Here is a 25393-nt window from a genome sequence, read left to right as displayed (position 1 = left end):
TTTTTTTGTACCTGTTCACGTTATCCGCCGACGATCGTCAGCGAAGCTTGATGCGCGGATCGATCATCGGGGCGATGAGGTCCGCCATGAGATTGCCGACGACGATGGCCAGGGCCGAGACCAGCGTGACTCCCATGATGATCGGAATGTCCACCCGCTGGATCGCCTGCCAGGCAAGCTGGCCGATACCGGGCCACCCGAATACGCTTTCGACCACGACGATGCCCGACATGAACATCCCGATGTCGATGCCGATCATCGCGATTACCGGCAGAATGGCATTGGGCAGCGCGTGGCGGAAAATCACCGTGGCGCGGCCAAGCCCCTTGGAATGAGCCGTGCGGATGAAATCCTGGCGCAGCACGTCGATCATCGAGGAACGCATCATGCGCGCATACCAGCCCGCTCCCAGCACTCCGAGAGTAAGTGAGGGCAGCACAAGATGCGAAAAGGTGCCGTAGCCGCCGATCGGAAACCAGCCGAGCTGCACGGAAAAAACGTAGAGCATCAGGATGCCGATAACGAATTGCGGCGCCGAAACGCCGACGAAGGAAAGAAGCATCAGCCCGTTGTCGAGCCCCGAGCCACGGCGCAGCGCTGAGACGAGACCCATGGCGATGCCGAGAATGAGTTCGCAGGTGATCGCCCCTGCCATCAGAAGCAGGCTTGCCGGCAGGCGCGAGGCGATCAGCTCTACCACCTCGGTTTTCTGCAGGTAGGAGCGACCGAAATCGCCGTGCAGTAGTCCGGTCGCATAGCGCAGATACTGCTGGTAGAATGGCAGGTTGAGCCCGAGCTGCTGACGGATGCTTTCCACTGTCTCGGCCGTCGCGCTGCGCCCGGCGATCTGGCGGGCCGGATCGGCCGGCAAAAGGTAAAGCAGCACGAAGGTGACCAGACTGATGCCGACCAGAATGAGCGCCGATTGCAGCAGGCGGCGGGCGACGTAGGAGATCATCAGTGGTGCCCCTGCTGAGTCGGGTCGAGGATGTCACGCAGGGCATCGCCGACGAGATTGAACGCGAGCGCGAGCAAGATGATCGCAAAACCCGGAATGAAGACGAGCCAGGGCGCGCTGGTGAAATAGGTCTGGTTCTCGAAGATGATGTTGCCCCAGGAGGCCGTCGGCGGCTGGACACCGATGCCGAGGTAGCTGAGCGTCGCCTCGAGCAGCACCGTCGTTGCAATGCCGAGCGTCGCATAGACGACGATAGTCGATACCAGATGCGGGAAAATGTGGCGGGTGAGGATGCGGAAAGTCCCTGCTCCGAGTGCCCGTTCAGCCTCTACGAAATCCCGCTCGGCAAGCGAACGCGTTTCCGTGTAGAGCACGCGGGCGATCTGCACCCAGTTGACCATGGCGATCACCATGGCAACGATCAGGAGGCTCGGGCGGAAGATCGCCGCAAGCACGATGGCAAGCAACAGCGCCGGAAATGCCATCATCAGATCGGTGAAACGCATCAGCACAGTACTCACCCAGCCCTTGAAATAGCCGGCCGTGATACCGACCGCCGAGCCGATGAGGACGGAAACGCCGTTGGCGATGACGCCAATGATCAGCGAGGTTCGCGCGCCGTAGATGATGCGGCTCAGGAGATCGCGGCCGACCAGATCGGTGCCGAACCAGAACCGCGCGTTCGGCGCGAGCGGCGCGCCCTCGAGCGTCAGTCCTTCGAAGAACTGTTCATCCGGATTGTAAGGAACGATCCATGGCGCAAACACTGCGGCGAAAACGATCAGCGCAATGACGATCAGCCCGAAAACGGCAAGTTTGCGCTTCAGGAGGCGGCGAAAGACGCCGGGTGTCGGGGCGACAGGGACGGAGATGGCGACCTCAGCCACGGCGCTTGCCCTCGTTCAACCCGGTTTTCTCCAGAATGATTTGAGCGACCTCGTCGATCGTTCGGCGTTCGTCCATCGCGCGGCGGCGAAGCAGCGCATAGGCGGCGTTGGCCGGCAGCCGCTCCCGCACCATCAGGATCGCGGTGGCCTCGGCAAGGTTTTCCCGGTTCGCCAGACGTTCGGAGAGCGTTGCGACTTCGCTTGAGAGCGACTTTCGGCGTTTAAACGCATGCGTGGCAATGACCAGCGCGCTATAGACGCCCGAGCTGCCGATCGGCTTCAGGAGCTGCGCGTCGGCGCCGTGGCTGACGGCCCAGGTGATCCGCCCCGGCGCTTCGCTGCCGATCAGGGCGATCGTTGGAATGGGCGCCTCGCCGGCGCTCCAGGGAAACTGCTCATCATAGCCCATGTCTGCGTCGAACATCAGGACGTCGAAATCCTGAAACGACTGTTCGGCCGCAAGCTCCGGCCAGACGGTCACGGCGCTGACGCCGATGCGCGCGAACTGGCGTTCCAGCGCCTCGGTATTGGCGTGTTGGCGGTGCAGGATCAGCGCTCTTAGGCCTTCGAAGGAAGGCGTCATGAAGCCATTGTTCATTAGACGAGTCTCAGCTGTGGTCGGGACGGCGCCGTCGCGGTTTCGATTGCGGGAACGGCAAGCGCCGAGCGGATGAGGAAGGGATCCGGTGCGATCGCGTCGCGTCCTTGCCGGACGATATCATAACGGCCGCCGGCAGTCGCCCGAGCGACATGCGCGACCACGTGAATGTGGTTGTTGGCCGGGTCGATCCGCAACGGGCCGAAGGGCGTTTCGACCGCGCGTGCCTTGACCGCTTCGAGCACATCGAGTGCCGCCGCCCCGCCTGTGACCTCGATCCCGGCAGCGATCAGCAGAACCGCCGAATAGGCCTGCGCGAAGAAGGCCGATATGCCGGCTGCGCGAGCGTCTTCGGGAAGTCCCGCGAGAAAGCGCGCGTTCTCCTGCGTCTCCAGCGTTTCGAAATAGGTGGCCGTGGTGTAGTGCCCTTCGGCCGCGGGCATAATCTTGACGATCTCGTTCTCACCGAGATTGCAGCTCAGCACCGGGCGACGGCCCGGCGCGAAATCGCCGTCGCGCTCGCCGAGCGCGCGATAGGCGCGCAGGAAAGCGTAGGATGACGGTCCGATCAGCGAATTGAGGATGAAATCCGGCTTTTTGCGGTGAATTTCATCGATGATACGGTCGATATCGGCGTCGCCGAGCGGAACGTGCCTTTCGCCGAGGACCTCGCCACCGGAACGCAGGATCACATCACGAGCAATACGGCAGGTCTCCCAGCCCCAAATGTAGTTTGAGCCGAGGAGGAAACCCCGGCGGCCGAAGGCAGGAAGGGCGAATTCCAGAAGCGGTAGAATGTGTTGATTGGCGCAGGCACCGACATAGACAACATTCTCGTTCGCCTCGAACCCCTCGTAGACGCAGGGGTACCAGAGGAGTGCCTGCGTCTTTTCCAGGACCGGGATGACCTCTTTGCGGCTCCAGGATGTCGTGCAGCCGACAATATGTCGGACCTCGCCACCGCTCACCAGCTCGGCGGCAAGCGCAGCATAGCGATCGGTATTTCCCTTCGGATCGGCAACACTGGCCTCAAGCCGGAACGGCAGGCCGGTGCGTGCATTGACTGCGGCGATCCCAGCCATTGTGCCAGCGTAGCCCTGCTCACCCAGATCCGCGTAGGGACCGGAGCGGGAAAACAATACGCCGACCTGAACAACCGTCCGAGTGTCCAAAAAGCACCTATGAACGAAAAAACCCCACGCGGGATGTCATCCCGGTGAGGCCGAACCGCCTGATTTTTTTCGATGTTCGGAATTGATAGCGCCCTTTATATAGGGCCGTCAAGTATAGGCGAAGCAAGGATTGAAGTGACGACAACCATTCTGAGAGCCAGAAACTGTGCTCCTGGTCCGATATGCCGCTGACAGCCTCAGCGCATTTCGGAGTCATCTCTTGACCCGCCGCCCAAACGACGAAATCAATCATGAAACGGGGGTAGAAGAGAGCCCGCCCGGCGCGTTTCCAAGCGAGCGACGATCCGATATCGTTGGAACCGAGGTCCTGCGGGAGCCCCACAGTTTGATCGATGTCTTGGGTCACGGTTACCCTGCGGCCAAGGCGCATAGTCGCTCACGGCGCGAACGCCATGGTGGAGGAGAACGATCGTCATGAATTGCCATGCCTCGCCTGTCGATCGACCGATTTGCAGCCCCGGAAGATGTCCACTCCGGCAAAGCTGCGTTCGAGCAAGATCTTCACGCGGTGTCAGACGGATGCCGGCTTCATGAACCAGAAAGCGCCCCAACCGGGATCTCATCTTCCCGTCCTGCCCAGCCTTGCCGATTTTCATCCGCTCAGCGCCGCTGAAACGAAGGTCGTGGCACATCTGCAGCTCGGAGACTTCGACCGATTGGGCGACGGTCTGCGGCCGGAACAGGAAGATCCCGAGCGGACGGTGCGGGCGGACCTGTTGCGCTATCTCATCCTTGGCGACGGTGCCTATCGCTTGCATGAGAAGGGGTTGAGGCTGAGCGGAGCCTGGATCATTGGCATTCTCGACCTGGAGGGGTGCCGGATACCGCGCGATATCGGTCTCAAGGATTGTCACTTCGACGCCTCGCCGGTGCTGCGCTCGGCGGTTATCGACAATCTGTTCCTGGACGGTTCGGCCCTGCCCGGCTTGCAGGCCGACAGGTTGGAGGCACGGGGGGTCATTTCGCTTCGCGGCGCGATTGTAACCGGTGAAATCCGCCTTCCCGGCGCGCGGATTGGCGGTAGCATTGAGGCTGACGGTGTTTCGATCGCTTCGCCCGGCGATATGGCGTTTGACGCCGAGGCATTGGAAACACGCGGTGGCATCCTGTTGCGTGGCGCCAATGTGCGTGGCGGCATCAATCTTTCGGCGGCGCGCCTTGGGGGCGACGTCAATGCGGTCGGCGCGCAGATCGAACGCCCGGGCGAAGTCGCATTGAACGCAGACGCGATCGTGGCCGGGGGCGACCTTGCCTTGCGTGGGGCGACCATCGTCGGCGAAACGCGCCTGCTCGGTGCCCGCTTCGGAGGTGACGTCAATTGCACCTCCGCATCACTTTCGCAGCCGGACGGCAATGCGCTGCGGCTCAATCGCGCCATCATCGACGGCGCATTCTTCCTGCGACAAGGTGCATCCGTCGAGGGTGCGCTCGACCTCACTGCGACGACGATCGGCGCGATCGATGACGATCAGAGCAGCTGGCCCAAGACTGGCGACCTGCTTTTGAACCGCTGCCGGTACGGGGCTTTCATTGGAGGACCAGCCGATGCGGCAAGCCGGCTCGACTGGCTATCGCGTCAGACGCCGGAACGGTGGAAGGCGGATTTCTGGCCGCAGCCCTACGAGCATCTGTCAATGGTATTGCGGGAAATGGGCCATGACGAGGATGCCCGTGCGGTCTTGATCGCCAAGGAGCGACTGCAGCGACGTGCGCGCCGAGCGCGTGCCAAAAATCCAATCTTGCGGGCAAGCCTGGCGATTGTCGACGGTGTGCTCGCCGTCACCCTTCGTTACGGGCGGCAGCCTCTGCTGGTGCTGGTCTGGCTGATGCTCTTTTGGGCGATCGGGACGGGTGTCTTTGCATTCGCCTATCGCGACGGTGCGATGAAACCGAACAATCCCATCGTTCTGCGTTCCCCCGAATGGACGATGTGTGATCTCCCGCGAACCGAAATCCGCTACATGCCATCAACCGGACAGGACCTGGCTGGACGTGCCGCGGTCGGGGAAGACCAGCTCACTTGCTTCCGCAATCAGCCGGAAGCGGCCAGCTACCCGGAGTTCAATGCGCCAATGTACTCGCTGGATGTACTCCTGCCTGTAGCGTCCATCGGTCAAAGGGAATACTGGCGACCGGATTCGATGAAACCAAACGGCACGTTCTCCTTGAGATATTTTTTCTTCCAGTCCGTCATCGGCTGGGCCCTCAGCCTTCTGGCTGTCGCTGGTTTCTCCGGTCTGGTGAAATCACATTAAAATAGCCGGACGCGCTTGCTATCAAGGCTGAAGATGCGTGAGTTCCTCACCAAGCTGTCGCAACGGCAGCACCTCGATTTCGTTGTTGAGAGGATAGGCCTCGGACCCTGGGTAAACGACGATGCGGCGATCGGGCTTCAGTTCCAGACAGGCGTTATGAAAGCCGCGTTCCACTTTCGGAGTGAGACTTCGCTTGATCTCGATTGCCCAACGGCGCCCGCCGGGCAGAGTGACAATGAGGTCGACCTCGGCGCCGGCAGCGGTACGATAGAAGTTCGCATGTGCGCCCACTGGCATAGCGGCATGAAGCGTTTCGATCACGAATCCTTCCCAACTGGCGCCGGCGATCGGGTGCCCGAGAATATCCTCGAGCGTTGTCAATCCAAGTAGACTGTGGAGCAGCCCGGAGTCGCGAACGTACACACGCGGCGACTTTACCATGCGTTTGCCCGCATTGTTGTGCCAGGGTTCGAGCCGACGCACCAGAAGCAGATCCACCATGAGATCGAGATAGGAAGCAACGGTCTTTCCGTCGACGCCAAGTGCGCGGGCGAAGTCTGCCGCATTGAGAAGGCCGGATTGATGGTGCGCGAGCATTGTCCAGAATCGGCGTAGCGTTTCGGCAGCAATCCTTGGTCCAAGAAGCGGAATGTCCCGTTCTAGGTACGTTCGAATGAAATCAAGGCGCCACCGCCGGCTAACAGCATCTGTCCTGGCCAGAAGACTGTCAGGAAACCCACCCCGGTTCCACAGCGTATTGAGCTCAGTCGTGTGGACCTCGAGGCCGTCAATTGGGGCAAGCTCCAAATATGCTATCCGTCCAGCTAGGCTCTCGCCGGACTGTTTCAGGAGATTGATTGAGGCCGAGCCGAGCAAAAGGAAACGGCCGCTGCGCAATCCCTTTCGCCGCCCCTTGTCGATTAGTCCACGAAGAGCCTGGAAGAGGTCCGGAAGGCGGTGGACCTCGTCGAGAATAACCAGTTTATCCTCGTGACCGGTAAGGTAGAGCTCCGGCTCGGAGAGCTTGGCTCGATCGGCGTCCGACTCCAGATCGAGATAGATCGACGGCCGCTGTTCGCCTATTTCCAATGCGAGCGTTGTCTTTCCTACCTGTCGAGGTCCCAGCAAAGCGACGGCCGGATTGGAATCGATGAGCTCAATGAGTTCTAATGTTTTTCGCCTGCGGATCATCCTTGCAATTATGGAGTTCAGATCCAGAAATGCAAGGTTAAATATCGAGATGGGAAGGGCGACATGCGATTCAGATCCCTAGGCAAGCGACAGCACGCTAACGATCTCAAGTCGTGAAGTGGCACCAGAGCGAGTCATATCCGCGGGGCGCGCGCGTCCGCTGCGCCGGGTTGCAACGTTGTAGCAGCTCGACGCCTGCTGCACCGACCGATGGCGTGATTGCTCCTCCGCCTCAGTGAGAGGACGCGATCTTCCAAATGTTCCGCTTTGAAGAACTATAGTGCGCTTTGCATTTCTCGGCAGAGAATCCCAAAGTTCAGCTTTCCTAAAGAGTTGGGATTTTCAATCCGCGGCCGCCGCAGCCGGAGGTTTGCTGTCTGGGTCGACCCGATCGACACCAAAAAGCTTACGCTTGACCGCCTCCCTGACCGTTTGAACGTATATATAGAGGAGTGGAATTATCAGGAGGCCGAGGACCGATCCGACCACCAGGCCGCCGAGAACCGTCGTGCCGATTGCCTGCCTGCTGCCTGCTCCCGCACCTGTAGCCACGACCAGCGGCACCACGCCAAGCACAGATGCCATCGCAGTCATCAGCACTGGCCTGAAGCGCTGTGACGTGCCATCGGTCGCCGCTTCCATGATGCTCAGCCCTTCCTCCCGGCGCTTCTTGGCGAACTCCACGATGAGAATCGCATTTTTGGCGGCCAGTCCGACCAGCAGCAGCAGGCCAATTTGGGCGTAGATGTTGAGGTCGATACCACCAATCAGAAGGCTGCCCAACGCTCCCAGAACGGCCACCGTCACGGACAGCATCACTGCAAGCGGGACGCTCCAGCTTTCGTATTGAGCAACGAGGAAGAGGTAGGTGAAAAGAATCCCCGCAATCAGGATGATTGTTGTTTGGTTACCGGCCTGCTTCTCCTGAAGCGCCATGCCCGTCCATTCGTATCCGAAGCCGGGTGGCAGCTTTTGCGCAGCGAGTGTCTCCATGGCGTCGAGGGCGGCGCCTGTACTCGTTCCCGCGGCAGCCTGTCCGTTGATCGCCGCGGACGGGAAAAGATTGTAGCGGCTGATGGAGTTGGGTCCGTAGACGGTAGAAATGGAAAGCAGTCCCTGGAGCGGAATAAGGCCCCCCGACTGGCTTCGCACTCTGAGCCGTTGAATGTCCTCGATGCGGGTTCGAAAACTCGGTTCGTCCTGAAGGCGAACCTGGTATACGCGCGAAAAAATATTGAAGTCGTCGACATAAGACGATCCCAGGTGGGCTTGCAGCGTGTTAAAGATTGTGGCGGGCGAAACCCCGTAAAGCTCCGTGCGCTTCCTGTCGATATCGAGATAGACCTCGGGAACGTCGGCGGAAAAAGTGCTGAAGACACTGGTCAATGTCTTCGTCTGGTTTGCTGCGATAATCAGGCCCCTCATGACTTCGGCGAGCTCCGCCTGGCTTTGCCCGGCCCGCGCCTGAAGTCGGAAGTCAAAACCCCCAGTCGTCCCGAGACCCGGAATTGCAGGCGGATTAAACGGCACGACCGAGGCGGTCGAAATCGCGGCGAACTCCGCGCGCAATCGGTCCATGAGAGCAAAGACGCTTTGATCGGTCCCCCGTTCATTCCAGGGCTTCAGCGCGGAAATGATCATTCCGGAATTGGAGCCGCCGCCACCAACCATGCTTGCGCCGGCAATTCCGATCGTATTTGCAACGCCCGGCGTGCGTTGAAGCACGGAACTGACGGCCGCAATTGTCTGCTGCGTGCGTTCGAGCGAAGCGGCGTTCGGCAATTGCACATTCATGAAGAGATAGCCCTGGTCTTCCGAAGGAACAAAGCCGGTCGGAAGGATGCGATAGAAACCGTATGTACCGCCCACGATGACAGCAAAAACCAGCGCGCTGAGGGCAAGCTTGCGGGCAAAGAGATCGAGCAACCGCAGATAAAACCGCCGTGAAGCATCCAGTCCCTGGTTCACCTTGACAAAAAACCGCGAGCGGCTCTCGGGGGTGGGGCGCAGCATCAAAACGCAAATTGCCGGACTGAACGTCAGCGCGTTGATTGTCGAGAAAGTGATCGTGACCAGGATGGTGACCGCAAATTGCCGATAGAGCTCACCGGTTATTCCGGCGAGAAAGGCGACTGGCACGAAGAGAGCGGCCAGCACCAGTGTGGTGGCGACAATCGGGCCCGTGACTTGGTCCATGGTGCGGAGTGTCGCCTCGCGGACGTCGACGCCGGTTTCGCTCATGACGCGCTGGACGTTTTCCACGACGATAATCGCGTCGTCGACGACCAGAGTGACGGCAAGGATCATGGCGAACAGCGTGATTGTATTCGCTGAATACCCCATCACGTAAAGCACGGCAAAGCCGCCTATCAGCGAAACGGGAATCGTCAACGTGGGAATGATCGTCGCACGCCAGTCCTGCAGAAAAAGGAAGACGACCGCCACGACAAGCACAAAGGTGATTGCCAGCGTAATGAAAATTTCCTCGATGGTTTGGCGAACGAAAGTGGTCGTGTCGAAAACGACCGTGTATGCGACGTCGTCAGGAAACTGCTTCGACAATGTTTGCAGTTCCGCAAGGACCGCGGCTGACACGGCGAGCGCATTTGCATCCGGAGATTGATAAACGACAACCGTGGCACTCGGCTGCCCGTTCAGGGTTGAGGCCGTGTCGTATGATTGCGCTCCGAGCTCCACCCGGGCGACGTCGCGAAGACGCACGATCGCTCCGTCTCTGTTGGTGCGGACGATGATGTTGCCGAACTCTGTTGCATCCGCAAGCCGTCCCTGGGCCTGGACCGTCAATTGCAATTGCTGGCCTGTCGGCGATGGAGGAGATCCTAGCTGGCCGGCGGATGCCTGCGCGTTCTGGCCCTGGATGGCCGCGGTCAAGTCGGATGCCGTCACCCCAAGCGCCTGCATCCGATCGGGGTTCATCCAGACGCGCATGCTGTAGACGGGACCAAATACGCTGGCTTCCCCGACGCCCGGCAGGCGTGCGATCGCGTCTCGGATATTGATCGTCGCGTAGTTGCTGATGAAGACGTCGTCCCTGGTCCCCTTTGGGGAATAGACCGCAAAACCGAGAAGCATGCTTGAGGAGCGACTTCTCACCGAGACGCCTGTTTGGGAGACCGCAGCAGGAAGGCGTGGTGTCGCCATTGCGACGCGATTTTGTACGTTGACTTGGGCAATCGCCGGGTCTGTCCCCGCCGCAAATGTGACCGTCAGACTATAGCTGCCGTTGTTGGTGCTCGACGACGACATGTAGAGCATGTCCTCGACACCATTCACCTGATCTTCGATCAGTGCTCCCACACTGTCAGTCATGACACTGGCACTCGCGCCCGGATAACTTGCCGTCACCTGGACTTCGGGCGGGGTGATCTGCGGAAACTGCGCGACGGGTATCTGAAGGAGGGAGACAAGTCCTGCGATGATCATGACGATCGCAATAACCATCGCGAACCTTGGCCGGGAAATGAACGGCGCGGATATGTTCATTGCGGCGTACCGGATGGTGATAGGACGGGAGTGGCAGAGGTCACGTTGTTGTCATCAGGGGATATCTGAGTGACGGTCACAGCCAAGCCCTCGGAGACATTCTGCAGGCCCTCGACGATCAGCTTCTCGCCGCCTTTCAAGCCGTCGTCCACCTCCCAGTTTGCTCCCACTTGTTGGGAGACTTTTATGCGCCGAAGCACGACCTCGTTCTTTTCATCGACGAGCAACACAAACTTGCCCTCGCGATCCTGCTGGACTGCTCCGAGCGGCACAACCGGGCGCAGCGTCTTTTCCCTTTCCGAAATTATCACCGTTACGAACTGGCCCGGGGTGAGCAGGAGCTCCGGATTGGGAAACAGCGCTCGAATTGCCAGCGTTCCCGTTGATTCGTCGATTTCGTTTCCGAAAAACTCGATCTTGCCGGGTTCCTTGTACTGCTGACCGTTGGATAGTCGCAGGGTAGGCTCGTACCGCTTTGCAAGATCGTCCTTGCTGGCACCTCCGGCAGCCGCACGCAGTTCAAGGATCGATCGGTCGCTGACAGAGAATACAACCCGGATCGGATCCAGCTCGACAATGCGAGCGAGTATCACCGAACTGCCGCTGACGAAGCTGCCGACCGACAACTCGGCCGCCCCTATGCGCCCCTTGATTGGTGCGGTTATCCGGGTGTAGCTGAGATTAAGTTCGGCTTGGCCCACGCGCGCCTGCGCCGACATCACGGAAGCCTGAGAGGTTTCGACCGCGGCCTGGCTTTCTTCCAGCGTTGCACGCGATACGGTCTGTGTGGTCAGTGACTGATTTCGCGCAAGTCGACGCTGGGCGTCAGCGAGGGTCGCCTGCGCACTCGCAAGGGCAGCCTTGGCATCTGACAGGGATATTTCCAGGGATCGAGGATCGATAAGGAAAAGGTCCTGATCCTTTTGGACGACCTGGCCTTCGTCGAAAAGGCGCTTGTCCAGGAACCCTTCGATCCGCGATCGAATATCGACGGCATTAACCGCTTCCACGCGCGCGACGAATTCGTGCTTGGGCGAAACATCTTCCACCGGAACGCTGATAACGCCAACCGATGGGGCAGTCTGTGCCACTGCACCCTCAGGCGCGGCCATCCAGGCTGCAAGCACGATCAACAGGCAGGCTGGCGGAACACGACATGACAGTTTCATCGACCAGTCTCCAGCAGAACCGAGATGGCTTCTTCAACTCCAGGCACTTAAAAGTAGGTATCAGATCGACCGCAATTCACAAATGCTACCGTTAGTCGCTGAAATCGGCAAGTCCCGGGACATCCAGGCTTGGAATGCTGATGGCGACCTGACGACGATGTCGTCGACAACAAGCCCTTCACGCATCCCGACTGGACCAATAAGCGGCCATGGGCCAAGGGCGACGGCAGCTTCGGCAATCCAACGGCATTCAGCAGCAGAGAAGGCGCCGTTGGGGCCAAAGGTGCGGATCAGCGCACAGGACAGGATGATCGCGAACAGGAGATGACAGGCGCCTGAAGCCGGGCCCCGGCATGCTGGCTCCGGCATGCGGGTTCCTGCACGCAGGCAGAAAGCCGTGCGAGGTTTCCTTCATTGAACCAAAGCAGAAAGTGCTGTGATCCGGCTTTGCCGGCGGCATCAGAAAGCCTCAATCGGGCCGGTCCCTGTCTCGAATGCGTGGGAAGGACGGTGAAGAGCCTGGCCTGGGAGACAGCAAGCCCTTCACCAAAGGCGTGGCCCGGAGGAAGGGCTCCGTGCGTGGCCATGGCTCAAACCTCCCAATCGCGAAAAGGTTCCGTCGGTCGTGAAAAATTCTCAGCAGACGACTGGGCGCCCCGTCATGAAAGGTTTTCTTCAGCAGCCCGCTCGCCGCGGTCTGAGCCTTGACCTGCATCCATATCCTTCGGCTCACCTTGATCTGGTCGTCCCGCAGTTCGGTCCCACAAGTAGGGCTGCCTGGCGCCGCATCGCAGGAGTATCGTGTGGGGAAAAGCACCCACATGGTTGACGCTACTCACCGTTGCGGTCGATCAGATGGCATCATCACAGGTTCGCCGAATCAGCAACTTTCAATATCGCCTACATGTTTATGCAGCATAAAACTGTATTTATCGGCCTTGCTTTCGATAAATCGCGCAACAAAAGATGTTTATTTATCCCTTGACTTAGTAATTTAAATTCCAAACTATAAGCACGGTTCCAGCTTACTTCACTGATGTCCGGAGGCGATGTCGTATTACATCGGGACACATGCAGTAACTCCGAACTAAGCCTGGGAGGAAGTTTCGTCTTAATCGAGGAACTTTCATGGCACCGACTAAGAGCCGGGTTTCGGCTATTTGCGCATCTCCGGGACTGCCCGACGTCATAGGTTCAAGTTTGTTGGGAGATTCCTCGATGTGTTTCGTTGACACGAAACGCAAGGAGGAATCATTGGTCGATTTCATCGGTCGCACCCTCCCAACTGTTGTTATTTGCGAAGTGGCAAATGACGCTGACCTTGCAGTCGGCAGGGCCGTGCGTCGGCTGTCAAATGCCGAGCGGGATAGCTCGTTCAAGGTCATCTACGCGGTGGATCCCCTGATCGCGCGCCGGATCGACGAAATCTACGTCGATGGCATGCTGAACATCGTCTTCACCAACGACGACGATCAGCAGATCTATAAGGCGATATCGCTTGTTGCGCAGGGTGGCCACTACATCAGCGCGGCTGTCTTCAACAGCTTGTCGGCGCTCGATATTCGCAGTTTTCATTCCCTGATCAATAGCGGACCCGAGAGGATCGAGCGTAGTTCCGAGGGCAATCTCAGCGCCAGAGAGGAAGTCGTGCTGAAGCTTTTTGCATATGGATTCAGCACGAAGGAAATTGCCGCCGAAATCCATGTGAGCACCAAAACAGTCGAGACATACAAGGCACGTGGAGCCGACAAGCTCAGCCTTTCCAGCCGGGCATCCATAGTAAAATATGGCGCATCGAGAGGCTGGTTCGACATATACAATACTTAAATCGCGCGCGTAATTAGAACGTACTATAGATGCTGCCGTCTATTCTACGGACCAATACAATTGCGCCTAAATATAAAATCGCCTTTTCGCATTTTCCCTACATTTATTCTGTTTTTCCCGACTTCATTTCTTTTGTCGCGGGCATAACATTCTCTTGCGCCTGACGAGACTCGAGACTTGCCTAAAAAGCAGACGCTGCCGGATTCCGCAGCGAGAGTTTTTAGTGATCGTAAAACGGGGACATGACATGTCGAGAATAAGCATTATTGGCATCGGATATGTCGGTGCCGTTTCGGCTGCCTGTCTCGCGGAGGACGGTCACACCGTTGTCGCGGTTGACACCGATCCCTCGAAGGTGGCGAAACTCAATGCGGGTGAGCCGCCAATTGTCGAAGCTGGACTGGCGACGCTGCTGGCCCGAAACGTTGAATGCGGACGGCTCTCGGCCACGACCGACGTTTGCGCGGCAGTGGCCAATACTGACATAACGTTCATCTGTGTGGGCACACCCAGCACCGCCGAGGGCTCAGTTGAGCTCAACTATGTCAAGCAGGCGTGCAGCGATGTTGCCGGCGCCTTGCGCAGAAAGAACTCATTCCACTCCGTTGTCCTGCGTTCCACGATTGTACCAGGGACAATGGAAGAGACCTGCATACCGATCCTCGAGATGGTTTCGGGCCTGACGGCAGGAAGGGATTTCGGGGTTGGCTATTATCCTGAATTCCTTCGTGAAGGTACAGCCATCGATGACAACTACAATCCGGGCCTTATCGTTTTTGCCGCCCTCGACTCCAAGACTGAAAACGTCCTGCGCGAGCTGAATGGCAGGCTTGCCTGCGCATGCAGCGTCGTGCCGCTGTCGACTGCGGAAATGATCAAATATACCAGCAATTCGTGGCGCGCGGCCAAGATCACCTTCGCAAACGAAATCGGTAACATTGCCAAGAGCTGTGGGATCGACGGCCAGTTGGTCATGAAGGTTCTCTGCTCCGACAGCAAGGTGAGCATGTCGCCCTATTTCATGCGACCGGGGTTTGCTTTTGGCGGTTCCTGCCTGCCAAAGGATGTGCGAGCGCTGCGCCATGTCGCCCAGAAAGGCGGTGTTCCGACGCCAATGCTGGATTCGGTCCTTGAGGCAAACACTCGCCAAATCGAAAGAGCCGAGAATCTCGTCCACAACAGCGGTGGCAGATCCGTCGGAATGGTCGGAATAAGCTTCAAGGCAGGGACGGACGATCTGCGGGAGAGCCCGCTTGCCGAGCTCGCATCACGACTGATTTCCAAGGGCTTCGGCCTGAAGGTCTACGACCCGAGCGTCCGTGTCGCCTATCAGAGCGAGCTTGGTGGATCCGGGCGCGGCGACGGCAAGGTTCCCGACCTTAAGGAACGACTGGTTGCCGGGATCGAAGAACTGATCGACGAAGCCGACGTTCTTTTGGTCGGCAATCGCTACGAAGAGACGATCGAGCCATTGGCAAGAGCCGCCGTGGCCAAAAGTCTTGTCGACCTCACACGCCTCAGACCGGATTTGCGGTCAGGCGGCTTCTACGAGGGTATTTGCTGGTAGGAGAGACCCGTATGCTTGTGCTTGGTCACATCCTCTACATGCTAGTTTTCGTGAGTATTGCGATTGCCGTGCCGACCCACCGGCTCGCGGAGAATGCCGGCCTGGCGCTGACAATCGGCACATTGGGAATTTGGCGCTATGGCTGGGGTGGTGTGAATTTCGTCAGGGCGAAGCTCTTCATTCACTTCGCGCATCCAGCCAGGCGAGCAGCTGCGGTCAAGGAATATGAGGCAAAAAACAGACCGGCTCACGCCTTCTTTGTCGTCACGACCTACAAGGTTGATGTCGCGGTAACAGTGCGTGTCTACCGCGCGATTTTTCGGGCTGCAGCCGCATCCCGGGGCGGCGCCACCGTCGTTGCCTCTGTCGTGGACGTTGCTGACGAGCGTTTGGTTCGGCGAATATTCTCGCTGATGCCGCAAAACGCCAGAGGCATCCAGCTGATCGTTGACCGAATACCGGCGACCGGCAAGCGCGATGCCTTGGCTGCTTCCTTGCGGATCCTTTCGAGGCAATGCCCCACAGATGATGACATTGTGGTCTTCGTCGACGGTGACAGCTGCCCACCGGAAGATGTTGTGGAGGCATGCGCGCCCTTCTTCGTCGATCACCGCCTGGGCGCGGTTACGACCGACGAAGATTGCGAAATCAGCGATTCAAAGCTCTTTCGCGACTGGTTTAATCTGCGCTTCACGCAGCGCCATATGATGATGTCTTCGATGGGCCTATCTAGGCGCGTTCTGACCTTGACGGGACGCCTGTCGATATTCCGTGCGTCTCTTGCCTGCAATGCCGATTTTATCGAGAGCATTCAGTACGACTCGCTTGAGCACTGGCGTCTTGGCAAAGTCCCCTTTGTCACCGGTGACGACAAGTCGACGTGGTTCTGGCTGTTGAAGAACGGCTATGAAATGGCCTACCTGCCCGACGTGCGCTCTGTTTCGATGGAAAGCCAGCCGAAGCCGGGCTTTGTGGGTTCCGCTGTGGCATTGATGCTGCGCTGGTTTGGCAACATGCTGCGAACCAATGGCCGAGCATTGGCTCTTGGGCCAAGACGCATTGGCTTGTTCACCTGGTGGTCGCTTCTGGACCAGCGCATCTCCATGTGGACTACCCTCTTCGGCCCGGTAGCGGTGCTCATGTCGACACTCTTCGTCAGTCCGCTCGTCCTGCCGATCTATGTCGCGTGGGTCATGTTCACGCGGTACATAAACTGCTGCCTGCTGGCGACATTCCGACCGTCCTTCCCGATATCCTATCCGTTCCTTCTTTATTTCAGCCAGATCTGTGGGGCGCTCGTCAAAAGCTTCGTGTTTTTTCGTCTCGATCGACAGAGATGGACACGTCAAACGGCCGAAGCCTCACACCGCATTCCAACCGCCTCCGAGCGCCTTCGCGGGCTCTCGTCGACCTACGTACACATCCTCGCAAGCGGGTGGCTGTTGTTCGCTGCCTTTATGATTTCAAGCGCCAAGATCTGATTTGGAGTTTCTCATGACGACATTTGATCAACGTGAACACAATGATAGCCCGCCGCCAACAGACGCGGAACGCGACAGTTTGCTCGATTTTGCCGATGGCAACGAACATCCGCGCGTCAAACTGCCCTTTTCGGTGACCATCGACGGGCGATCATATGAGGGCTCAGCACTGTCCATGGTCGCGGCCCGCGTGACGGGAATCGTCGGAGCAAATTGGCCGGGCGCCCACAAATTGGCGATCTTTCGCTTCAATTTTGGGAGCTTCTGGATGTCTCTTCCAATCGACGTGACGGTTTCCGCTGCTGACAGCAAGACCGGAGCAGTTACTCTTCGCTATCGCGATCCGACCGGCCAGCACATGCCGCAACTGCGTTACATCCTGAATTCCTGGCTTGCTGGCGACCACGTCGACGTTAATGGGATGCTGGTGGCCGAAAGCAGTCTGCCGAAAGGCAAAAATACCGCACACAAGGTCGCCCAGTCTGGCTCATCGCGCCTTTCGAAATTGCTTGGCACATGCGTCGTCGCAGCCGCGTCGGCTGCGCTATTTGTCTTTGCAGCATCGGTGCTCAGTGACCGCCTTTTCGTGACGGACGTCGAGGCACCGGCGATTGCTTACAGGCAGGGTTCGACGATGACCGCAACAACGGGCGGTCAGCTTGATTTTATCGACACTCATGCCGCAGTCGGCAAGCCCGCATATTCGATCCTTGCGTCAACCGGCGTTGCGGTAACGGCTACGATGCCTTGCGACTGCGATGTTGAGACAGCCGGTCTTGCGAAGGGTGGGACCGTGATTGCCGGTCAGCCGGTTCTCTTCGTCAGCGAGCCGGGAGCGCCGATGATCGTTCGCACGTCCTTCACGGGCTCCGACTTCCGCCATGTTGCGGACGGCGCGAAAGTGACGATTGAAACCGCCGATGGCGGCTCTGTTCCTGCGAAGGTCGAAGTTGATCGCGAAGCCATTGGCGATGGCCAATCGGCATCGGTAGTTCTGGTTCCACTGCAACCCGTGTCCGGACTGCAGCCAGGATCACCTGTTGCCGTCCGTCTAGACGCTACCCCGCAATGGCTGCGAACCATTCGCAGCGGCATCTCGTTTGCGGCCGAGCAAACCGTAGGAGGTGCACAATGAAGCGCATACATCCCCTTATTCTCTGCGGCGGCTCCGGGACGCGTCTCTGGCCGCTGTCCAGGGCTCATCAGCCGAAGCAATTTCAGCCCATTAACGGCGACGGCACGCTGACGTTCTTCCAAAGCACCGTTCAGCGCCATCGCACGCAAATGTTTTCTGATCCGATCGTGTGTGTGAATGCGCGACACGTGGAAACAGTGGGGCGTCAGCTTCGCGAAATACAATGCAAAGCCAGCATCCTCACGGAGCCGGTGACTCGAAACACCGGGCCGGCCGTTCTTGCCGCGTCGCTCTACCTTATGGCAGCCGAACCTGACGCCGTTCTCATTGTCCTTCCTTCCGATCACGTGATTCAGGGCGACCTGAACCGTGTCATCGCGCGGATGCACCGTGCGGCTCTGGACGGAATGATCGTGACCTTCGGTATCCATCCGACCTATGCGGAAAAGGGATACGGCTACATCATGGACGGCGGCGAATTTAATGATTACCCCGGCCTTCATAGGGTTGAACGCTTTATCGAGAAGCCGAGCGTCAATGTGGCACAGTCGCTGATTGACACCGGCTTTGCGTATTGGGCGTCTGGTATCAGCATGTTCCGTGCCGATAAACTTGTCGATGAATATCGACGGTACGACCCAGCCACACTTGATGCAGTCACCCGCGCATTGACGGCGGCTTCGCCGTTGGCCGCTGAAACCGGGCTGCTTCTGGAAGAGCATTTCTTTGCCCAGGCCGTCAGCCAGCCAACGGAAATGGCTGTGTTCGAAAAATGCAGGGATATCGCACTTGCCCCAACTGTAATCGAATGGGACGACGTAGGAGGATGGACCTCCATCCATTCGATCGGCTTGAAGAACGAGAGCGGCAACGTCACATCGGGCGATGTTGTCTTGCTGGACACCCGCGGCTCCCTGGTTCGCGGCAGTGATCGCCTGGTTGCCGTGGTTGGCATGAATGACGTCGTCGTCGTTGATACCGATGACGCCCTGCTGGTCACCAACAGGGCCAGTGCGCAGGATGTCAAGAAGATCGTTGAACATCTCGTTTCGCTCAAGCGTCGCGAGGCAGAAAGCCACCGCAGTCAGGTCACGGAATGGGGCGGCATGAAGACCATGCAGGCGGGTGCGGGTTTTGCAATGGATCTGCTGACGATTGATCCAGGAAAGCAGGTGACCCTGATTGGGGAAGAAGGCGTGTCGCGGGTGCTCGTGGTGATCCGCGGCAGCGTCAGCGTGAATGGCAACCGGTCTCAGGAACAGCTCACCGCCGGCTTGTCGGCGATGATCGATTCGGCAACGGGCGTAACGCTTTTCAACAATGCAGACGGTGCCGCGGAAATCGTCGAGATCAGCTGTGGAACGGTGATGGCCGGCGTCGTCGCGCCATCTCTGACACAGTTCGCAACCGGCGTGAGGATGGCCGACTATGCCTAGCTGGTTGAGGGTAGCCTCCCTGGTCGGTGCGATAGCAGTTGCAACGTCGTCATCGGCGACGGACGGCGGACCTGCACAGAAGCTGCAACCGCTCCTGGTCCTGGTACAGGACGCCCGTGACCTCTCCGTCGCGGCGCCTGATGTCTTCCAGCGCGCTGCGGCCTTTGGCGAGGTTCACGCGCTCCCAGCGCTCAAACAGCCAGACAGCGTCCCTGCTTCAAGTCGCCAGAAGAGGATCAGCCGATCTGCCGTCGACATTCTTGTGCGCCGCATCGGTCCATCAGCCGGCGCCGGTTTCATGGAGACGGTTCTGGCTGCGCAGCCGCCTGACGGGATCGGTGCGATCGTCATCGAGAGCGGCTCGTTCCGGCTTGGCGATGTCAGGCGTGAACTGGAAGCGCTTGGCCACGCCGGACATCTCGAAGCAACGCCTGGTGGATACATTGCACATACGCCAATCTTCATCTGGAATGGCGCAGAGTTGAAGATAACGCCCGGCGAAATTCTCCAGATGGACAATGCCAAGGGCGCGTTCATGGTGAACGCCGGTTCGCTCACGGTTGATCATGCAACATTGCAAGGCATTGGCCGGGGCGCGTCGACATTTCGGGCCTTCGTCCTGACCACCTTCGGCGGCACCACGACAATTGATCGCAGCAATCTCGTCAGCCTTGGCTTCGACGCGTCAGCTGAAACCGCGGGCATTGCATTTGCCCGACAGCAATTTGCGAACGCCGCCAGGCCTTCTATCGTGCAAGGCAGTCTGTTCCAGGATGTCGCGGGCCTCAGCCTGATCGACGTCAACGGCTTGAAAATCCTGGGTAATCGCTTCATTGACAGCCCAACGACGGCAATCATTCTCAGAGCTGCGCGCGACGTGCACATCGCTGGAAACATTATCGTCGGCGATCGTGGCTCGCATGGCATCAAGGTGATGAGCAGCTCGAGCGGCGTCACGATCACTGACAATCTCGTCGTGGGCGGCGCGGGCAACGGAATTTTTGTGACCGGTGGCGCGACATCGGTTGCGATCTCCAACAACATCGTCGCCCTGTCGGCACTGACCGGCATCGGTGTCGATACAGCAGCCTGCGTCACGGTGCAGCAAAACGCTGTCATCAACAATGGTTCCAAGGGCGTTGCGATGCGCACAGCGCTTCACAGCCACGTTCGTCAAAACCACCTCGCAGGCAACGGCTTTGCCGGCCTTTCGGTCGACGACCAGTATCACGGCATGCCGCTCGAAGTATCCCGCAACGCGTTTAGCGAAAACCGCGCGGGGTTGGCTGGGTCAGGTGTCGGATCCGTGGTTTTGGTGGGAAATGATTTCGACAGGCAAATGCCACGCCTCGGCATCGGTGAATTTGCTGGCAGCGTCGGCCAGTTGCTGGCTTTCGACGCATCAAGGCAGGATGGTGAATTTCGTCTTGCGGGAAAAACAATCGACAACCAGCCAGCTCTCGCGGCGTTTTCCGCTGTCGACCTTGCTGCCTGCGCAGGAAAGGGGGGATGAGTCAAAATGGTATTCTCCTCCGAAGTCTTCCTGTTTCTCTTTCTGCCAGTTTTCCTGGCGGTCTATTATTTGACGCCCATGCGGGGCCGCTCCGTCACGATCCTTTTGGGATCCTATGTCTTCTACGCCTGGTGGCGTATGGACTTCCTTCTTCTTTTGTTCGGAACGACCGTCTGGGTTTACACCTTTGCGATCCTGGTCGAGCGCAATCTCGGTAGCCGCCATGCCAAGCTCTTCCTAACCATTGGGATTGCCGGGTGCCTGGCTGTGCTCGGCATCTTCAAATACCTGAATTTCTTTATCGACAGCTTCGCCGAGTTGATGGGAACCGATGCGCACGGCCTTGGCGTTCACTGGCGCCTCATCCTTCCGATCGGTATCTCTTTCTATATCTTCCAGTCGATCAGCTATCTGGTCGACGTCTATCGGCGTGACACGCCTGCAACCCGCAATTTCATCGACCTCGCCGCATACAAGGCCCTCTTTCCGCAGCTGATAGCGGGCCCCATCTTGCGCTTCAGGGATCTCGCCGGCCAGTTCCAGTCGAGGCAGCATACGCTCGAGAAGTTCACGGACGGCACGTCCCTGTTCGTCATAGGCCTTGCAAAGAAGGTGCTGCTTGCCGATCCCATCGCGCCCATTTCCAACACCGTTTTTGCAAGCTCGCATCCGACCATGGCCGAGGCCTGGCTCGGCGCGATCGCCTACGCGATGCAGCTGTATTTTGACTTTTCGGGATATAGCGACATGGCAATCGGCCTCGGGCTGATGATCGGTTTCCAGTTCCGACCAAACTTTGACAACCCCTACATCAGCCGCAGCATAACCGAATTCTGGCGTCGCTGGCACATCAGCCTGTCGAGCTGGCTTCGTGACTACCTTTACATTCCGTTGGGCGGTAGTCGGCTCGGCCCGACGCGCACCTATGTCAATCTGGTTCTGGTCATGCTGCTTGGCGGCCTGTGGCATGGAGCAAACTGGACGTTCGTGCTTTGGGGTGGATGGCACGGCGGATGGCTTGCGCTTGAGCGTGCGACTGGCTGGAACAGGATCGCCGACACCAGGTGGATCGCCCTGCCAGGGACCTTGCTGGTCGTGTTGCTAGGCTGGGTGATGTTTCGCGCCGACAGCGTGGCCGATGCTTTTGCCCTTTATGGCGGCATGCTCGGTCAAAACGGGCTGGGAATTCGTGCCGACACGCTTCTCGATGTCACGCATGAGGCAATGTTGACGCTGGCCGTTGCGTGTTTCGTGGTGGCCATCGAGCCGATGATGGGATCGCTGAGGCAAACAAACATTGCAGCACCGGCAGGTAACGGCGCCGCCGTGATGCGCCAGCCGATCGTCATGCCGCTGCTGCTTTCCTTGCTCGCCACGGTCACCATTTTGAAGCTCGCGGAATCCAGCCAGACTCCCTTCCTCTATTTTCAATTCTGAGGGTGGTGCCATGTTTGAACGCGCAATGCCGATTACAAAGTTTCTCCTTCCCGCCTTGCTGTTCGGCTATGCGGCCTTCGCCAATGTCGACATCCGAGATAAGATTGCCGGCGCCTTTTCACGGCTGCCAACCGATGGCGGCTCTCTGAGCCACGGCATGCTCGGAGACGGGCTCGACGCGCTCTACAAGACTGAGCTTCCCCACCGGGAACTCGCGTTCGATCTGATCGGTGCAGCCAGGTACATGGTCCTTGGGGAGGGCCGCCGCGGCGTTATCGTCGGAAAGGAGGGATGGCTGTTTTCGGACGAGGAATTTCGTGGTGCCGCGAGCGCTGAAGCCGGTATTAGCGACGCCACAAGGGAAATAGCCAAGATCGCGGCGACGTTGCGCACACACGGCGTACGCCTGATTGTTGTTCCGCTTCCAGCCAAGAACGATGTCTATCGCGAGCACCTTGCAGATCCTCGTTACGCCGAGATTTCCCGGGATCGCTATCTGGACTTCACCCGTGCCATGGCTTCGGCGAATATTGAGTTTGTAGACGCAAGAGCGGCGCTTCTTGAGATGAAATCGAGGGGATCGGTTTTTCTGAAGACCGACACGCATTGGACGCCGCTTGGTGCCAAGGCCGTCGCCGAGGCTACCGGCGCCAGGGCGGGTGTTTCCCCCATGGCACAATATGCACTGAATGATGCCCCATCCGAGGATGTGCGGGGCGACCTGGTCAAATTCGTCACCGGCAGGGCGCTTGCGGCTGCGATCGGGCTGGCAGATGAAAGCATCACGCCGCAAACAGCGTCGCAAACCGGGTCCGACGCGCTAAATGACATTCTGGCAGACGAGAGCTTTCCAACGGTTCTGGTCGGGACAAGTTACAGTGCCAACGAGGCTTGGTCATTCGCTTCTTATCTTGAAGCGGCACTGGGGTCGAACGTCCTCAATGTCGCCGAGGTCGGTCGAGGACCGGTTTTTCCAATGCACAAGTTCTTGTCCAACGCAAACGGCACGAGTTGGCCAGAGACCGTCATATGGGAATTTCCGATCCGCTACTTGACCGATCCGGCGTTGTGGAAGTCGGACGATCTCGAGACGAAGGAGTAACAGGATGCTCAGGACCGCGAGTCTGATCGCTCTTGGCATCGCGATATGCATCGCTGGCAGCGACGCTGGCGCGGTTACCCAGTCGGGCGCGGTTACCCAACCCAAGAACACCAAGGTTGAGACCAGGAAATCGAAAGCCGACGAACGCCGTTATCGACGCGGATTTAATCAGGGAGTAACGCGCACCGATCAGCTCAACAGCGCCCAGCTTCAGGGAATCCGCAAGCGCATGATAGGCCACCGAAAAGTGTCCTACAGGGAGCTTCAATTGTTGGCGGATCGTGGCGATGGCCTGGCTGCGCTTTACGTCGCAAAACGGCTCTCGACAAATCCCGCCCATAACGCGGATACCATCCACTACTATACAATTGCCTGCACCACCGGCAGGGCGGGTGCGGTTGCGCCGCTTGCAAGACAGCTCAAGAGCGCCAGCGATGGTGTCAGCAAGGTCCGCCTTGACCAGGCAGAGGCGACCCTGCTTCAGCACGCCGCGCGCAGGAACCCCGTCGCAATCGACGCGCTTGTCAAATTCTATGCCGCCGGGGAGCCGTTCGGCACCAACCCGCAGGAAGCCGAACGACTGCGACGCGAGGCCGCAAAAGGTGGCGACAGCAAAGTCGCGCTTGATTTAGCCATCGCGATGATCTCGGAAGGCCTGCTGGACGAAGACGAAAAATCCGAGGCCCGCAGATATCTGGCGATCGCCGAAAAGTCACCTGAACTGAGTGTCAAGACAGTAGCCGCGGCGGTGCTCCGGCAGCTCGACGCTGCGCCCGTCAACCCGATCGAGGTAAGTCAATGAGGCATCCTCTGACAAAATCGTCGCGGTGGCCCTGCGCTGTCCTATGCGCACTGGGCGTTTTGGGGCTGGCCCATACCGCCAAGGCGGAATCAAACTTCGGCTGTGCGAACCTTGAGACCGACAAGCAACTGAGCGTCGTGGAAGGCAGGCAGGGGTATTTTTATCGGACGATCGCGGATCTGCGAATGGAGCAGCAACTTTCCGAGCATACGGCCAGTCAAATGGCCGCACTCTCGGAGGCTCTGGAAGCAGGAGGAACGACGCTCGTTTATGTGCCAATTCCGACAAAAAGCCTGGTGATGCCCGAATATCTGCCGCGCGAGGCCGGCGACTATGGTTTTGACTACGACGTGGCAAAGCGCGTCTATGACGATGTCATCAAGCGCCTTCGCGACCACGGGGTGGTGACGGTCGATGTTCTCGGTGCGATGAAGCGCGCGGGAGGCCAGGAGCCGCCGTTCTTTCAAGCGGACTTTCACTGGACCTCTTCAGGAGCTCGCGCGGCGGCAGATGAGATTGCGGCCGCAATCCAGCAACTTCCGGGCATTGATGATCTCGCGAAGGCTTCATTCGAGACCAAGCCCGCAGGGCGGCAGGCAATCATCTCAACGATGCGCCGCCTGCTGCAGGCAAACTGCAAACAGGCCCTGCCGTTGCCGGAAACCGATGCGTTTACGACCACTGAGGTGGCAGCCGGAGATGCCGGGCTCGATATCTTTGGAGACGATACTTCGAAGGGCGCTGTAGCGCTGGTGGGAACGAGCTACTCGGATCTGGCTGCATCAAACTTTGCGGGCTTCCTTTCGCAAGCGCTCTCCTCCCCGGTTACGAATTATTCGATCTCGGGCGGCAATCAGTTCGGATCAATTACATCCTATCTGACGTCGAAAAACTTCGCGCAGTCGCGACCGCGCTTTCTCATCTGGGAAAACCCGATCTACAACAGTCTTGGAAAATTTGGTGATGCGCCCCTGCTCGAGTTGAGGACGGCGGCTGGCCAGAGTTGCCACGAGATCGAGCCCGACGAGATTTCAACCGTTGGCGACAGTACTCTCGAAATCGCCCTTCAGGATGGCGGCAAAATTCCGGATTCGGCAGTAATATACGTGTATTCCGGCGATGACCGCAGTCGACAGGCAACCCTACGCTTCCGATTGAATGACGGCCACATGTTCGAGAGCAGCATTCGGCGTGCGGACAGGATGATCTCCACCGGGCGGTATTACTTTCCTGTGCGCTACTTTGGAGTACAGGCATCGCAAAAACTGAACCTTGAGTTTGATCGCATGTCGGCGAAGGAAGTGTCGGTCGGCATCTGCAACACAAGAGGAGGATAAT

18 protein-coding genes are annotated in these 25393 nt (G+C 58.6%); 11 read left to right on the top strand and 7 right to left on the bottom strand.

All coding sequences use genetic code 11. The features are described from left to right. Positions 1-37 precede the first annotated feature (37 nt). From IB248_RS01260 to IB248_RS01245, 4 genes are read right to left on the bottom strand one after another with little or no spacing between them, the layout of a single operon-like run. A complete protein-coding gene (locus IB248_RS01260; RefSeq protein WP_192240082.1) occupies positions 38-958 on the bottom strand; it encodes an ABC transporter permease in 921 nt (306 codons plus the stop codon). Beyond that, positions 958-1845 carry an ABC transporter permease gene (locus tag IB248_RS01255; protein WP_192240081.1) on the bottom strand — a complete coding sequence of 296 codons (888 nt, stop codon included), beginning with the start codon at positions 1843-1845 and terminating at the stop codon, positions 958-960. Before IB248_RS01255 ends, IB248_RS01260 begins: the two co-directional genes overlap by 1 nt. Beyond that, positions 1838-2443, bottom strand: coding sequence for an ANTAR domain-containing protein (locus IB248_RS01250; RefSeq protein ID WP_018855453.1), 606 nt, complete (start codon positions 2441-2443; stop codon positions 1838-1840). The genes IB248_RS01255 and IB248_RS01250 overlap by 8 nt, the downstream gene beginning before the upstream one ends. After that, positions 2443-3615 carry a transporter substrate-binding protein gene (locus IB248_RS01245; RefSeq protein ID WP_281419694.1) on the bottom strand — a complete coding sequence of 391 codons (1173 nt, stop codon included), beginning with the start codon at positions 3613-3615 and terminating at the stop codon, positions 2443-2445. The genes IB248_RS01250 and IB248_RS01245 overlap by 1 nt, the downstream gene beginning before the upstream one ends. Positions 3616-4166: 551 nt before the next feature. Between IB248_RS01245 and IB248_RS01240 the strand changes: the two genes are divergently transcribed. Continuing rightward, positions 4167-5891, top strand: coding sequence for a hypothetical protein (locus IB248_RS01240; protein WP_192240079.1), 1725 nt, complete (start codon positions 4167-4169; stop codon positions 5889-5891). A gap of 21 nt (positions 5892-5912) precedes the next feature. Here IB248_RS01240 and IB248_RS01235 read toward each other — a convergent pair whose 3' ends face one another. The 3 genes from IB248_RS01235 to IB248_RS01225 all read right to left on the bottom strand — a co-directional run bounded on the left by IB248_RS01235 (position 5913) and on the right by IB248_RS01225 (position 11755). Continuing rightward, the gene (locus tag IB248_RS01235; RefSeq protein ID WP_192240078.1) at positions 5913-7082 is read right to left on the bottom strand and encodes an ATP-binding protein; all 1170 of its coding nucleotides are present in this window, start codon (positions 7080-7082) and stop codon (positions 5913-5915) included. Positions 7083-7424: 342 nt separating this feature from the next. Next, a complete protein-coding gene (locus IB248_RS01230) occupies positions 7425-10586 on the bottom strand; it encodes a multidrug efflux RND transporter permease subunit (RefSeq protein ID WP_192240077.1) in 3162 nt (1053 codons plus the stop codon). After that, positions 10583-11755 carry an efflux RND transporter periplasmic adaptor subunit gene (locus tag IB248_RS01225; RefSeq protein WP_192240076.1) on the bottom strand — a complete coding sequence of 391 codons (1173 nt, stop codon included), beginning with the start codon at positions 11753-11755 and terminating at the stop codon, positions 10583-10585. The genes IB248_RS01230 and IB248_RS01225 overlap by 4 nt, the downstream gene beginning before the upstream one ends. Positions 11756-12973: 1218 nt before the next feature. Between IB248_RS01225 and IB248_RS01220 the strand changes: the two genes are divergently transcribed. The 10 genes from IB248_RS01220 to IB248_RS01175 all read left to right on the top strand — a co-directional run bounded on the left by IB248_RS01220 (position 12974) and on the right by IB248_RS01175 (position 25392). After that, complete coding sequence (locus tag IB248_RS01220; protein ID WP_192240075.1) at positions 12974-13582, top strand: LuxR C-terminal-related transcriptional regulator; 609 nt, start codon at positions 12974-12976, stop codon at positions 13580-13582. Positions 13583-13829: 247 nt separating this feature from the next. Then, complete coding sequence (locus IB248_RS01215; RefSeq protein ID WP_192240074.1) at positions 13830-15149, top strand: nucleotide sugar dehydrogenase; 1320 nt, start codon at positions 13830-13832, stop codon at positions 15147-15149. A gap of 11 nt (positions 15150-15160) precedes the next feature. Further along, on the top strand, positions 15161-16630 hold the full coding sequence (locus IB248_RS01210; RefSeq protein WP_192240073.1) for a glycosyltransferase: 1470 nt from the start codon (positions 15161-15163) through the stop codon (positions 16628-16630). Positions 16631-16643: 13 nt separating this feature from the next. Continuing rightward, positions 16644-17765, top strand: coding sequence for a hypothetical protein (locus IB248_RS01205; protein WP_192240072.1), 1122 nt, complete (start codon positions 16644-16646; stop codon positions 17763-17765). Next, positions 17762-19201, top strand: coding sequence for a mannose-1-phosphate guanylyltransferase/mannose-6-phosphate isomerase (locus IB248_RS01200; protein WP_192240071.1), 1440 nt, complete (start codon positions 17762-17764; stop codon positions 19199-19201). Before IB248_RS01205 ends, IB248_RS01200 begins: the two co-directional genes overlap by 4 nt. After that, a complete protein-coding gene (locus IB248_RS01195) occupies positions 19194-20714 on the top strand; it encodes a right-handed parallel beta-helix repeat-containing protein (RefSeq protein WP_192240070.1) in 1521 nt (506 codons plus the stop codon). The genes IB248_RS01200 and IB248_RS01195 overlap by 8 nt, the downstream gene beginning before the upstream one ends. A 6-nt stretch (positions 20715-20720) precedes the next feature. Further along, positions 20721-22151 (top strand): MBOAT family protein, encoded by a 1431-nt coding sequence (locus IB248_RS01190; protein ID WP_192240069.1) that lies wholly within the window; start codon positions 20721-20723, stop codon positions 22149-22151. Between the two features lie 10 nt (positions 22152-22161). Further along, positions 22162-23253, top strand: coding sequence for an alginate O-acetyltransferase (locus tag IB248_RS01185; protein WP_192240068.1), 1092 nt, complete (start codon positions 22162-22164; stop codon positions 23251-23253). A 4-nt stretch (positions 23254-23257) separates the two neighbouring features. After that, positions 23258-24055: a hypothetical protein gene (locus IB248_RS01180; RefSeq protein ID WP_169680051.1), complete on the top strand. Its 798-nt coding sequence runs from the start codon at positions 23258-23260 to the stop codon at positions 24053-24055. Beyond that, positions 24052-25392, top strand: a complete 1341-nt coding sequence (locus IB248_RS01175) for an alginate biosynthesis protein (RefSeq protein WP_192240067.1) — start codon at positions 24052-24054, stop codon at positions 25390-25392. The genes IB248_RS01180 and IB248_RS01175 overlap by 4 nt, the downstream gene beginning before the upstream one ends. The last annotated feature ends 1 nt before the right edge of the window (position 25393 follow it).

The organism is Rhizobium sp. RHZ01, from assembly GCF_014851595.1.
Taxonomy (GTDB): Bacteria; Pseudomonadota; Alphaproteobacteria; order Rhizobiales; family Rhizobiaceae; genus Rhizobium; species Rhizobium altiplani.
This window is presented reverse-complemented; position numbering and strand designations above follow the sequence as displayed.

What these genes read in the sequence shown, in the direction of transcription:
- IB248_RS01205 (WP_192240072.1), top strand. Translation starts at nt 16,644, where the DNA reads ATGACGACATTTGATCAACGTGAACACAATGATAGCCCGCCGCCAACA.
- IB248_RS01260 (WP_192240082.1), bottom strand. Translation starts at nt 958, where the DNA reads ATGATCTCCTACGTCGCCCGCCGCCTGCTGCAATCGGCGCTCATTCTG.
- IB248_RS01185 (WP_192240068.1), top strand. Translation starts at nt 22,162, where the DNA reads ATGTTTGAACGCGCAATGCCGATTACAAAGTTTCTCCTTCCCGCCTTG.
- IB248_RS01235 (WP_192240078.1), bottom strand. Translation starts at nt 7,082, where the DNA reads ATGATCCGCAGGCGAAAAACATTAGAACTCATTGAGCTCATCGATTCC.
- IB248_RS01215 (WP_192240074.1), top strand. Translation starts at nt 13,830, where the DNA reads ATGTCGAGAATAAGCATTATTGGCATCGGATATGTCGGTGCCGTTTCG.
- IB248_RS01210 (WP_192240073.1), top strand. Translation starts at nt 15,161, where the DNA reads ATGCTTGTGCTTGGTCACATCCTCTACATGCTAGTTTTCGTGAGTATT.
- IB248_RS01190 (WP_192240069.1), top strand. Translation starts at nt 20,721, where the DNA reads ATGGTATTCTCCTCCGAAGTCTTCCTGTTTCTCTTTCTGCCAGTTTTC.
- IB248_RS01195 (WP_192240070.1), top strand. Translation starts at nt 19,194, where the DNA reads ATGCCTAGCTGGTTGAGGGTAGCCTCCCTGGTCGGTGCGATAGCAGTT.
- IB248_RS01200 (WP_192240071.1), top strand. Translation starts at nt 17,762, where the DNA reads ATGAAGCGCATACATCCCCTTATTCTCTGCGGCGGCTCCGGGACGCGT.
- IB248_RS01175 (WP_192240067.1), top strand. Translation starts at nt 24,052, where the DNA reads ATGAGGCATCCTCTGACAAAATCGTCGCGGTGGCCCTGCGCTGTCCTA.
- IB248_RS01225 (WP_192240076.1), bottom strand. Translation starts at nt 11,755, where the DNA reads ATGAAACTGTCATGTCGTGTTCCGCCAGCCTGCCTGTTGATCGTGCTT.
- IB248_RS01180 (WP_169680051.1), top strand. Translation starts at nt 23,258, where the DNA reads ATGCTCAGGACCGCGAGTCTGATCGCTCTTGGCATCGCGATATGCATC.
- IB248_RS01240 (WP_192240079.1), top strand. Translation starts at nt 4,167, where the DNA reads ATGAACCAGAAAGCGCCCCAACCGGGATCTCATCTTCCCGTCCTGCCC.
- IB248_RS01230 (WP_192240077.1), bottom strand. Translation starts at nt 10,586, where the DNA reads ATGAACATATCCGCGCCGTTCATTTCCCGGCCAAGGTTCGCGATGGTT.
- IB248_RS01220 (WP_192240075.1), top strand. Translation starts at nt 12,974, where the DNA reads ATGTGTTTCGTTGACACGAAACGCAAGGAGGAATCATTGGTCGATTTC.
- IB248_RS01250 (WP_018855453.1), bottom strand. Translation starts at nt 2,443, where the DNA reads ATGAACAATGGCTTCATGACGCCTTCCTTCGAAGGCCTAAGAGCGCTG.